The 11,151-nt window shown below is 70.9% G+C and carries 8 protein-coding genes, 1 tRNA gene and 1 pseudogene; 3 read left to right on the plus strand and 7 right to left on the minus strand.

From position 1 onward, the window contains the following. Positions 1 to 89: 89 nt before the first annotated feature. Positions 90 to 3,458: a S41 family peptidase gene (locus AB0D27_RS29790; RefSeq protein WP_362515059.1), complete on the plus strand. Its 3,369-nt coding sequence runs from the start codon at positions 90 to 92 to the stop codon at positions 3,456 to 3,458. Between the two features lie 227 nt (positions 3,459 to 3,685). Here the strand turns inward: AB0D27_RS29790 and AB0D27_RS29795 are convergent, their stop codons facing one another. From AB0D27_RS29795 to AB0D27_RS29810, 4 genes are all read right to left on the minus strand, one after another. Continuing rightward, positions 3,686 to 3,979, minus strand: a complete 294-nt coding sequence (locus tag AB0D27_RS29795; protein WP_362515061.1) for a hypothetical protein — start codon at positions 3,977 to 3,979, stop codon at positions 3,686 to 3,688. 109 nt (positions 3,980 to 4,088) lie between these two features. Next, positions 4,089 to 4,973, minus strand: a complete 885-nt coding sequence (locus tag AB0D27_RS29800) for an SDR family oxidoreductase (protein ID WP_362515063.1) — start codon at positions 4,971 to 4,973, stop codon at positions 4,089 to 4,091. Beyond that, positions 4,970 to 6,004, minus strand: a complete 1,035-nt coding sequence (locus AB0D27_RS29805) for an alpha/beta hydrolase (protein ID WP_362515065.1) — start codon at positions 6,002 to 6,004, stop codon at positions 4,970 to 4,972. Before AB0D27_RS29805 ends, AB0D27_RS29800 begins: the two co-directional genes overlap by 4 nt. Further along, the gene (locus AB0D27_RS29810; protein ID WP_362515067.1) at positions 6,001 to 7,548 is read right to left on the minus strand and encodes an NAD(P)/FAD-dependent oxidoreductase; all 1,548 of its coding nucleotides are present in this window, start codon (positions 7,546 to 7,548) and stop codon (positions 6,001 to 6,003) included. Before AB0D27_RS29810 ends, AB0D27_RS29805 begins: the two co-directional genes overlap by 4 nt. A 373-nt stretch (positions 7,549 to 7,921) precedes the next feature. On the opposite strand from AB0D27_RS29810, the gene AB0D27_RS29815 reads away from it, so the two are divergent. After that, entirely contained in the window at positions 7,922 to 8,560 is a 639-nt protein-coding gene (locus AB0D27_RS29815; RefSeq protein WP_362515071.1) for a MerR family transcriptional regulator, read from the plus strand. A 94-nt stretch (positions 8,561 to 8,654) separates the two neighbouring features. Here the strand turns inward: AB0D27_RS29815 and AB0D27_RS29820 are convergent, their stop codons facing one another. Beyond that, the gene (locus AB0D27_RS29820) at positions 8,655 to 9,479 is read right to left on the minus strand and encodes an exodeoxyribonuclease III (RefSeq protein WP_362515073.1); all 825 of its coding nucleotides are present in this window, start codon (positions 9,477 to 9,479) and stop codon (positions 8,655 to 8,657) included. An 81-nt stretch (positions 9,480 to 9,560) separates the two neighbouring features. Here AB0D27_RS29820 and AB0D27_RS29825 point away from each other — a divergent pair, with 81 nt between their 5' ends. Beyond that, on the plus strand, positions 9,561 to 10,097 hold the full coding sequence (locus AB0D27_RS29825) for a GNAT family N-acetyltransferase (RefSeq protein ID WP_362515069.1): 537 nt from the start codon (positions 9,561 to 9,563) through the stop codon (positions 10,095 to 10,097). Positions 10,098 to 10,177: 80 nt separating this feature from the next. On the opposite strand, the gene AB0D27_RS29830 is transcribed toward AB0D27_RS29825, so the two are convergent. Both AB0D27_RS29830 and AB0D27_RS29835 read right to left on the minus strand, forming a co-directional pair. Then, positions 10,178 to 10,251 (minus strand) — tRNA-Ala (locus AB0D27_RS29830). A 97-nt stretch (positions 10,252 to 10,348) separates the two neighbouring features. Continuing rightward, positions 10,349 to 11,062, minus strand: a pseudogene (locus AB0D27_RS29835) (hypothetical protein); the annotation flags it as partial. Positions 11,063 to 11,151: the final 89 nt, after the last annotated feature.

Genomic DNA, 11,151 nt, shown 5'->3' on the forward strand with positions numbered 1-11,151 from the left:
AGCGAAACGAAACCGTTTCGTACGTGTGATGGGTCACGGCTACGTTTTCACAAGTTGCCGGGGCCCGCCGAGGGGAAAAGCATGGGTAGGTGAGCGACGAGTACGAGAACGCGACCACCGGGGACGACGCGCCCGGGTATCTGCGCTTCCCGCACCTCAGCGGCGACCGGCTCTGCTTCGCGGCCGAGGACGACCTGTGGGTGGCCCCCCTCGACAGCCCCGGCCGCGCCTGGCGGATCACCGTGGACCGCACCAAGGTCGGCCACCCCCGGTTCTCGCCCGACGGCCGGTACATCGCGTACACGAGCTGGCGCAGTTTCGTGCCGGAGATCCATCTGGCGCCCGTGGACGGCGGCCCCGGCAGACGGCTCACCTACTGGGGCAGCGCGGACACCCAGGTCCGCGGCTGGTCCCCGGACGGCGACATCCTCGCCGTCGCCTCGCACGGCCAGCCCTTCTCGTACTTCACCTGGGCCTACAGCGTCCCCACCAACGGCGACCCCGGCGGCCAGCTGCCCTGGGGCCCGGTGTCGGACATCGCGGTCACCGACATCGACGGCGAGCGCAGGACGCTGCTGCTCACCGGCACCCCGCCGCACGAGCCGGCCGCCTGGAAGCGCTACCGGGGCGGGGCGACCGGCCGCCTCTGGCTGCACGGTCAGCTGCTGCTCGCCGGCCTCGAGGGCCATCTCGACTCGCCCATGTTCGTCGGCGGCAGGATCGCCTTCCTGTGCGACCACGAGGGCATCGGCAACCTGTACTCCTGCGCGTACGACGGCTCGGACCTGCGCCGCCACACCGACCACGACAGCTTCTACGCACGCCACGCCTCCTCGGACGGCACCCGGGTCGTCTACCAGTGCGCCGGCGACCTGTGGATCGTCGACGACCTGTCCCCGGACTCGGTCCCGCGCCGCATCGGCGTGCGCCTGGGCGGCCCGCGCGCCGGACGCCGTACGTACCAGGTGCCGGCCACCCAGCACGTCGACGGCATCTCCGTGGACGAGACGGGCCGGGCCAGTGCCGTCGTCGTACGCGGCAGCCTGTACTGGCTCACCCACCGCGACGGCCCCGCGCGCACCATCACCGACACCCCCGGCGTACGGGTCCGGCTCCCCGAGATGCTCGGCTCGAGCGGCCAGGTCGCCTACGTCACGGACGCCGAGGGCGAGGACGCCGTCGAGATCGCCTACCTGCCGCGCGCGACCGGCGACCGGGAGCCGCGCCGGCTGGCCTCCGGCGAACTGGGCCGCGTACAGGAGATGGTGTCGGACCCGCAGGGCGAACGCCTCGCGATCGCGTCGAACGACGGGCGGCTGCTGCTCCTCACCGCGTCCGACGAAACGGCTGCCGCCGAGGGCTCCGAGGAGTCCGGGGGCACCTCCGGGACGGAGTCCGGGGACACCTCACGGACGGAGTCCGGGGGCACCTCGCGGACGGAGTCCGGGGGAGGCGAGGTCACCGAGCTGATCCGGTCCATCAACGGGCCGGTGCGCGACCTCGCGTTCTCGCCGGACGGGGCCTGGCTGACATGGTCGCACCCCGGCATCGGCCGCACCCTGCGGCAGATCAAGATCGCACGCATGAAGGACCGCCTGATCGTCGACGTCACCAACGGGCGCTTCGAGGACGAGAATCCGGTGTTCACCCGGGACGGCCGCTACCTCGCCTTCCTGTCCTGGCGCGGCTTCGACCCCGTCTACGACGTGCACACCGGGGACCTGTCCTTCCCGCTGGGCTGCCGCCCCTACCTGGTGCCGCTGTCCTCCGTGACACCCTCCCCCTTCGCGCTGAACCCGGAGGGACGCCCGGTCGCCGGGGGCCTCGACCCCGTCGAGGACGAGAGCGGCGACGGCACGGTGACCGTCGAACTCGAGGGCCTGGAGAGCCGGGTGACACCCTTCCCGGTCACCGCCTCCAAGTATTCGGCGCTGTACCCGGTCGCCGGCGGCGGCCTGGTCTGGCTGCGCTGGCCGATCTCGGGCGCGCTGGGCGAGACCTTCGTCAACCCCGCCGACCTGTCCGGCCGCCCCACGCTCGAGTACTTCAACGTCGCCAAGGCGAAGAAGTCCGAACTCGTCGAGCATCTGGACTGGTTCGCGGTGAGCGGCGACGGGTCCCGGCTGGTGGTCGTGGACGAGGGCGACCTGCGCGCCGTCCCCTCCACCGAGCCCGGCGACAGCGACTCCACGGTCTGGATAGACCTGCGCCGCCTCCTGCACACGGTGGACCCGGCCGCCGAATGGCGCCAGGCGTACGCGGAGGCCGGCCGCATCATCCGCGCCTACTACTGGGAACCGAACATGTGCGGCATCGACTGGGACGCGGTGCTCGCACAGTACCGGCCGCTGGTCGAACGGGTCGCCTCGCCGGACGAGTTCGCCGACCTGCTGCGCGAGGTCCTCGGCGAACTGGGCACCTCCCACGCGTACGTCGCCGCCGCCCGCCGCAACGAGGGACCCGCCCACTACCAGCGCTGGCAGGGCCTGCTGGGCGCCAACTTCGTCCGCCGTGACGGCGGCTGGATGCTCAAGCGGATCCTCCCCGGCGACTCCTCGGACTCCAAGGCACGCTCACCACTGGCGGGCACCGGCATCCGCGAGGGCGCCGTGCTGACTCACGTGGACGGGCGCCCGGTGGACCCGGTGACCGGCCCGTACCCCCTGTTGGCGGGCGCGGGCGGTACGACGGTGGAGCTGACGTTCGCCTCTGCGGAGGGCGAGGGCCGGGCGAGGCGGGTGGCCGTGGTCCCGCTGATCGACGAACGGCCGCTGCGCTACCAGGACTGGGTGGCCAAACGCCGCGAGGTCGTACGGGAGTTGAGCGGGGGCCGCTGCGGCTATCTGCACATCCCCGACATGGGCGGCTCGGGCTGGGCCCAGTTCAACCGCGACCTGCGGATGGAGGTCTCCCGGCCCGCGCTCCTCGTCGACGTGCGCGGCAACGCGGGCGGCCACATCAGCGAACTGGTCATCGAGAAGCTGACCCGTAGGATCCTCGGCTGGGACCTGACCCGCGACGCCCAGCCCGTCTCGTACGCCTCGAACGCGCCGCGCGGGCCCGTGGTGGCGCTGGCGGACGAGGCCACCTCCTCCGACGGCGACATGATCACGGCCGCCTTCAAGCTCCTGAAGCTCGGGCCGGTCGTCGGCCAGCGCACCTGGGGCGGCGTCGTCGGCATGACCGGCCGCCACCGCCTCGGCGACGGCACGGTGATCACGGTTCCCATGAACGCGGCCTGGTTCGACGAGTACGGCTGGTCCGTCGAAAACCGGGGCGTCACCCCGGACTTGGAAATCCTGCGCACCCCGCTCGACTGGGCCGAGGGCCGCCACGCCCAACTGGACGACGCCATCCAACTCGCCCTGGAACTCCTCAAAACCCACCCGGCGGCCTCCCCACCGGACTACTCGAACGTCCCGGACAGAACACGCCCGAAACTGCCGCCGCGAAGCTGACGGGGGCGTGCTGGGGGGCTACCGCTGTGGGCACAGCCTGCAGCGCCGGGCGCTCCGGGTCTGCAGCGCCGGGCGCTCCGGGGGCCTGCAGCGCCGGGCGCTCCGGGGGCCTGCAGCGCCGGGCGCTCCGGGGTGCGGAAGCCGCACCAGCGACAGACAGCACACACAAGAGTGGGGTGCCCTCTTGAAGAGAGGGCACCCCAACTCAGGCGAAGCCAGGGGCGACGTTACACGTCGTAGTCCTGGTCGAAGCGGTCCTCGGCTTCCTGCTGCGCCCGCTCCGTGTCCTGCAGAGGACGCTCGCGTCCCTTCGTGGCACGCTCACGCTCCTGCGGGGAACGCTCACGCCCCTGCTCACGCCCGGGCTGCGTACGCTCACGCCCCTGCTCACGCCCGGGCTGGGTACGCTCACGCCCCTGCGAGGTCCGCTCGTTCGTCTCGCCCTGAGCGTCGCCCATCTTCTTCTTGGCCTGCTGCTTCATCTGCTCGGCCTTGTCCTTGAACTGGTCCTGCATGCCCATGAGATTCACTCCTGTTGTGGGTGAGGGGGATCGGGCCTCGACCAGATTGACACGCACGGACAAAGCACGCATTTCGATCAGTTACGCACCGTGAGAGCCCACCGTCCGCTCACGGTGCCGCCTGCTCACGCTCCTCCTCGTCGGCCGCTCCACCGGCCCCCACGAGCCCGGTCCGCACGCTCCCGAGCCGCGGCTCGAACCGCCGCATCTCACGCTGCCCGACCGCCCCGATGACCGCGGGCAGATAACCGCGGACGCCCTGCATCCCCCGCAGCCACCACTGCGCGTACACATGGCTGGACCGCCGCTCGATCCCCGCCACGATCCGGTCGACGGCCGGCCCCAGCGGATACGTCTTGTTGGACGGCCACGGCAGCCGCTGCCGCAACTCCCGCATCACCTCGTCCTGGTCGGCCCCCCGCACCATGTCCGTGTCGGTCCACGACAGATACCCGACCCCTACGCGTACGCCCTTGTAGCCGACCTCGGCGCGCAGACTGTGCGCGTACGCCTCCACGCCCGACTTGGACGCGCAGTACGCCGTCATCATGGGCGCCGGCGTGATCGCGGCCAGGGACGCGATCTGGAGCAGATACCCCCGGCTCTCCATCAGCACCGGCAGGAACGCCCGCGCCGTCACCGCCGATCCGATCAGATTCACCTCGATCACCCGCCGCCAGGCGACGGGGTCGGAGTCCACGAAGGGTCCGCCGCTGGCGACACCGGCGTTCGCGACGACGATGTCCACCTTCCCGAACCGCTGTTTGACTTCCTGGGCGACCCGCTCCATCGCCTCGTGATCCGTGACGTCGGCGTACCAGTGGTCGCTGTCACTGTGCAGCCGCTCCGAGACCTGCTTGAGCGCGTCCGCCTCGAGACCGACCAGTGCGACCTTCGCGCCGCGCGCGGAGAGCTTGCGCGCGAGGAGCTCGCCGACGCCGCGCGCCGCCCCGGTGACGACCGCGACCTGCCCATCCAGGCTCACCCTGCTCATGCGCCCTCCTTGATCTCTACGACCTGTGCCGCTTCGACGGTCCCCGCGGTATCTGAAATGTCTGCGATATCCGCGGTATCGGTGATGTCCGTGATCGCCGCGTTAGCCGCGCTATCCCTGTTACCCCTGTTATCCGTGTAGGCGGAGACGAGTTCGCGTATGCGGGAGGTCACCAGCTCGGGCGCCTCCACCGGCGTCATGTGTCCGACCCCCGGCAACTCGGTGCTGCCGACACAGTGAGGCAACGCCGCGACGAGGGCGCGCGCGTGCACAACCGGCGTGAGCCGGTCGGCCGTTCCCGCGACAACGGCCGTCGGCACCCTCAACTCCCTTACTGCATGGTCGAGATCGAGCAGATCGAGGACCACCGACCACGCATGGCGCACCTTGCGCGGACAGGCGTGCACGATCCGCGCGCACGCCTCCACCATGCCGGGCGACGAACCGGGCCCCATGGTCGCGTACTTGAGGATCCGCTTGCCGACCGGCGTGACCGGCCCGAGCGGCGCCCGTGCTCCAAGGACGGACTTGGTGATACGGGTCCGCAGCCGCCCGGCGCGCAACGGCAGCACGCGCGCCTCCGCGACCAACCGCGAGCTCCCCGTACTGCACAGCAACACGGCCGCCGCGTGCTCCCGGAAACGTGGCCTCGCCGAAGCGGCCATGAGCGTCATCCCACCCATGGAGTGCCCCACGAGCACGGCCTTCTCACCTGGGGCGAGCGTGGCCGCGAGCACCGCCTCCAGGTCGTCGGCGAGCGCGTCCGTGCTGCACGCCGCGCTCGCGGGACTACGCCCGTGTCCGCGCTGGTCGTAGGCGATGACCCGGTGGTCGGCGGCGAGGTCGCGGATCTGCGCCGCCCAGAAGGCGGTCGAGCAGGTCCAGCCGTGTGCGAGGAGGATGGGGGGCGCGTTCTCGGGCCCGTGCACCTCTACGTGCAACCGCGCCCCGTCGGCGGAGACCGCCGTCAGCTCGCGGGCCGGCGCGGGCGGCACGTACGCCCCGTGCGTCACATGCGTCAGTCGGCTCACGCCTCGGCCTCCACCTTCTTCTTGCGGCTGCTCTTCGTACGCGGCGGCTCGGAGGCGCGCCCCGGCGTGGGCTCCGGCGCGCGCAGCACCTCGTACTCCCCCAGGTCCACGCGGCGCGTGGCCGTGCGGAACTCGGCCGTCGTGCCCGGCCAGATGGTCGTGTTGACGCCGTTGGCGTCGAGGTACCAGCTGGTGCAGCCGCCGGTGTTCCACACCGTGCGCTTCATACGCTCCTGGACCTTGTGGTTCCAGGCGTCCACGGCAGCGGGGCGCGCGTCGAGAGCCGCACGCCCCCCGAGGACGTCAAGCTGCCGTACGAAGTCGGCCAGGTAGTTCAGCTGGGATTCGATCATCAGGATCATCGACGAGTTCCCGAGCCCGGTGTTGGGCCCGATGATCGTCATCCAGTTGGGGAAGCCGGCCGCGGTGGCACCGCGCAGCGACTTCATACCGGTCCGCCACACCTCCGCGAGCGTCTTGCCCTCCGCCCCGACGACCCGCTCCGCGATCGGCATGTCGGTGACATGGAAGCCCGTACCGAAGACGATCGCGTCGACCTCGGCCGTGCTGCCGTCGGCGGCGACGAGGGTGGAGCCGTCGATCCGGTCGAGCCCGGAGGCCACCACGTCCACATTCGGCCGGGTGAGCGCCGGGTAGTAGGTGTTGGACAGCAGGATCCTCTTGCAGCCGATCCGGTAGTCGGGGGTCAGCTTCTGCCTGAGCGCGGGATCCTTGACGGCGCGGGCGATGTTCCGCTTGGCCAGCCGCTCGACCATGCCGAGCTCGTTGGGCCGCTTGGTGAACGCCTGCACCTGCAGCTCCCGGATGCCCCACAGCAGCCCTCGCCTGGCCTGGGTGGTGAACGGCAACTGCCGGTGCAGCCACCGCTCGGCGCCGCTGATGGCCCGGTCGACGCGCGGCATCACCCATGGCGGGGTGCGCTGGAAGAGCGTCAGCCTGGCGACGTCCGGCTGGATCGACGGCACGATCTGAATGGCCGAGGCGCCCGTGCCGATCATGGCGACGCGCTTGCCGCGCAGGTCGTAGTCGTGGTCCCAGCGGGCCGAGTGGAACACCTTGCCGGGGAAAGTCTCGATCCCGGGCATGTCCGGGATCTTGGGGTCGGAGAGCGGCCCGGTGGCGGACACGACGACATCCGCCGTCAGGAACCCGCTGCTCGTCTCGATCCCCCAGCGCAGCTTCTCCGCGTCCCAGGTCATCATCTTGACCTCGGAGTTGAAACGCAGATGCGCCCGCAGCCGGAAAACATCCGCCACGTGCTCCAGATACGCGCGGATGTGCTCCTGCCCGGAGAAGGTGCGCGGCCAGTCGGGGTGGGGCGCGAACGAGAACGAGTAGAGGTGGGACGGCACGTCGCAGGCGCAGCCGGGGTAACTGTTGTCCCGCCAGGTGCCGCCCACGCCGTCGGCCCGCTCCAGGACGACGAAGTCGGTGACCCCCTCGCGGCGCAGCCGCACAGCGGCCCCCAGCCCGCCGAAGCCGGATCCGATCACCGCCACCCGTACATGCTCGTGCTCGGTCATCCCGACGCCTCCCTAGCCGCACGACCCTGCCAGTGAACACTGGCGCAATGGGGAGAGTAGAGCAGCCGCGTACTGATGGGTAGGGGTCGCGACCGGGAAAGTTACCGGGGGTACGACGTAGGGTGCGCACGTGGCCGAGGGATCAGGAATGCGGGGCGCGGGGGCGCGGGGGCGCGGCGCGGACGCGCGGAAGCCGGGCGGGCAGACGCGGAAGGGCGCCGGGGCACGCGAGCCGGGCGCGAAGGCACGCTTGCCGGACGCGGAAGCGCAGACGCGCGCCGCGACGCCCGCGCCCACACCATCGGCCGCACCCGAGCCCACACCCGAGGCCGAGCCCGCGCCGCCGCCCGCGCCCGGCAAGCGTGAGTACCGCATGGAGGAGCTCGCCAAGGAGGCCGGCATCACCGTGCGCACCCTCCGCTTCTACCGGGAGCGCAAGCTGATACCGCCACCCCGCCGCGAGGGCCGTATCGCCTGGTACGACGACACACACCTGGCTCGCCTGCGCACCATCTCGGCGCTGCTGGAACGCGGCCACACCCTCAGCGGCATCGCCGAGCTGGCCGAGGCCTTCGACCACGGCCGCGACGTGGGCGAACTGCTCGGCCTGGGCGAGCCCACCGAGGAAACCCCCGTGCGTCTCTCCCCCGAGGAACTGGCCGACGCCTTCGCGGGCCAGGCGACCCCGGAGAACCTCGCTGCCGCCCTCGACCTCGGCTACCTGGGCACCGACGGCGGCGAGATCGTGCACATCAGCCGCCGTCTGCTCGACGTCTCGGCGGCCCTGGTACGCGAGGGCATCCCGCTCGCGGACGTCCTGGGCGCCGCCCGGCGCGTACGCGATCACGCCGACGCGCTCGCCGAACTCTTCACCACCCTCGTCCTCACCGAGGCCCGCACCACCGAGGACCTCCAGCGCCTGCGCCCGCTCGCGAAGAGCGTGGTGGAGGCGGAACTGTCGATGGCGCTGGACCGCAGACTGCGCGCCGCTACGGAGAGCCGGGATTCCTAGGGAGCGCCCGATCCGTAGGGAGCGGCAACCGGATTCGCAGGGAGCGGCGCCCGGATCCGCAGGGAGCGTGCGGTCTGCAGGGAGCGCAAGGCTTTTAGAGGTCGTAGACGACCGTGACCGGTGCGTGGTCGGACCAACGCGCCCCATGCGTCGCCGCGCGCTCCACGAACGCCTTGACCGCCCTGCCCGCGAGCCCCGGAGTCGCGACCTGGTAGTCGATGCGCCAGCCGGTGTCGTTGTCGAAGGCGCGGCCACGGTAGGACCACCACGAGTAGGGCCCTTCGACGTCCGGGTGCAGGACTCGTACGACATCGACGTACCCGCCGTCGCCCCCGTCGAAGACCTGCCCCATCCAGGCCCGCTCCTCGGGCAGGAAGCCGGAGTTCTTCTTGTTGCCGCGCCAGTTCCTGAGGTCCACTTCCTGGTGGGCGATGTTCCAGTCGCCGCAGACGACGACCTCACGCCCGTCGGCCGCGGCCCGCTCGCGCAGCCCCTTCAGGTAGGCGAAGAACTCCCCCATGAACCGGACCTTCTCGTCCTGCCGCTCGGTCCCGACTTCACCGGAGGGCAGATAGAGGCTGGCGACGGTCACACCGGGCAGATCGGCCTCTACATAGCGCCCGCTGAGGTCGAACTCCTCGGACCCGAATCCGACCTGGACGCGATCGGGCTCGCGGCGGGTGTAGAGCGCCACCCCCGCGCGCCCCTTGGCGACGGCGGGAGCGTGCACGACATGCCACCCCTCGGGCGCCCGCACCTCCTCGGGGAGCTGGGCGGACTCGGCCCGCACTTCCTGGAGGCACAGCACATCCGCCGAGGTCCCCGCGAGCCACTCCACGAAGCCCTTCTTCGCAGCAGCCCGAAGCCCGTTCACATTCACAGAGGTAACAGTCAGCACCCGGGCACGATACTTAATCAGTACCGCTGATACTTAATCGGTACCGCCGTACCGAACTCAATCGGGTACCGCACCTCAACGCATAGATGTACGGTTCACTGCATGCATATCCGTCCGGTCCCCTTCGACCACCCCGACGCAGTCAAGCTCAACGACCAGGTGCAGGCCGAATACGCCGAGCGCTACGACGACGACGGCGACGTGACCCCGCTCGACGCCCTGATGTTCGCCCCGCCGCTCGGCCTCTACCTCATCGCGTACGACGAGCAGGACCGCCCCGTGGCCACCGGCGGCTGGCGCACCCAGGACGAGAACGACGAGGCGTACGCGGACGGCGACGCCGAACTCAAGCGTATGTACGTGATCCCCGAGGCCCGCGGCCTGGGCGTCGCCCGTCGCATCCTGGCCGCCCTGGAGGACGACGCCCGCGCGGCCGGCCGCACCCGCATGGTCCTGGAAACCGGCTCCAAGCAGCCCGAGGCGGTCGCCCTCTACACGTCGAGCGGCTATGAACCCTGCGCCAAGTTCGGCCACTACCGCTTCCACGAACTGAGCCTCTGCTACGCCAAGGCCCTCCAGCCCTCCGGCCAGGTACCGGCCCCCGAACTGGACGCCTACCAACAAGCGTTCACCGGCTAACGCAAAGATCCCGCCCGATCATCAGATCGGACGGGATCCAGTCAACTGCCCCGAGCAAAGCTCGAGAACAGTGATTGCAGTGGACCTGAGGGGATTTGAACCCCTGGCCCCCTCGATGCGAACGAGGTGCGCTACCGGACTGCGCCACAGGCCCTTGCAACGAGTGAAACTCTAGCATCCTCATCGAGGTGCCCGGAAATCCGTTCCTGGCTGGTCAGCCGGGGCCTCCCGAGCAGCTGTCGTCACACCCGTCACTCGTTGGCCGCGCGCGGTCGGCCCCCGTCCTCGTACTGATCGAAGAGCGGCGTGCGACCGCGCTCGCGGGCGCGCCGGGCGGACGCGGCGCGACGCGCGTCGCTGCGACCGTCGTCGGCGGCCTCCGCGCTGTCGGACAGTTCCTCGGTGCCCGGCGCGGCCTCCGGCGTGGCCGGCTCCACGGCGCTGGAGCGCGCGGAGCTCCACGCGTCCGACGCTCCCAGATCAACGCTGGGCGTGGCCCGGGGTGCCACCGGCGCGGTCACGTACGTCGGCAGGGGAACCGGCACCGGGTCCCAGCTGTCACCCTGCCTGGGTCCGCGCTGGCGCTCGCGCTGCTGGTCGACCCACTCCGCGTGGTCGGTCTGCTCGACGAGCGCGCGCCGGTCGGCGGCGAGCGCGGAGAGTCCCGGGTCGGTCTCCGGCTCTGGGCCCTCGTCCGGTTCGTCCGCCCCGGGGTCGAAGGTCGGCCGCCGTCGCGGCTGCCGCTCCCGCAACCGCTGCGCCGCGACCTCGGCCCGGCGCCGGTCCATGGTGTAGGTGAAGCGCCGGCGCTCCTGAGCGCGCAGATACACGATGTACGCGCTCAGAAGTATGGCCGGCACGCCGGGCGCCCAGAGGAACGCGAGCCCGCCCACGGCCGCCACGATCGCACCGAGCGTGAAGACGATGAAGAGCATCACCGTCGTACGCCGTCGGCGCGCGAGCAGATCCAGGAGACGCAGATCGACCGGACGCTGTAACAGCATCCTGATGAGTCGCCCACCCCCGAGGTGGGCGACTCATCGATGTGGGGAGT

Origin of the sequence: Streptomyces sp. NPDC048415, from assembly GCF_040651675.1 — a bacterium.
Lineage (GTDB): Bacteria > Actinomycetota > Actinomycetes > Streptomycetales > Streptomycetaceae > Streptomyces.